This is a genomic window from Domibacillus sp. 8LH, assembly GCF_038806185.1.
Taxonomy (GTDB): Bacteria; Bacillota; Bacilli; order Bacillales; family Domibacillaceae; genus Domibacillus; species Domibacillus indicus_A.
The window spans coordinates 1-267 of the sequence record NZ_JAVJNG010000165.1; the positions used below are offsets into that span (position 1 = coordinate 1).

Here is a 267-nt window from a genome sequence, read left to right on the forward strand (position 1 = left end):
CACCAGAAGTAACAAAAGGTACAGTAAAAGTAAAAGTGGAATATGCGGGTATTTGCGGTACAGATTTACATGAATACATGCACAAATCGTTTGTCACAGCTGATAAAATGATTTTAGGCCACGAATTTACTGGGGAAGTAGTTGAAGTTGGAGAAGGTGTGACTAGATTCAAATCAGGTGACCGAGTAGCAGTGGAACCAATTTGGGGATGTGGAGAATGTGCATCCTGTAAAAAAGGAAATTACAATACGTGCCCTAATATGGAAT

1 protein-coding gene is annotated in these 267 nt (G+C 39.3%); it reads left to right on the top strand.

Annotated features, from left to right (window positions below):
• Positions 1-267 (top strand): alcohol dehydrogenase catalytic domain-containing protein (locus tag RG959_RS24260; protein WP_342799315.1); only part of this gene is annotated, 267 nt, incomplete at both ends.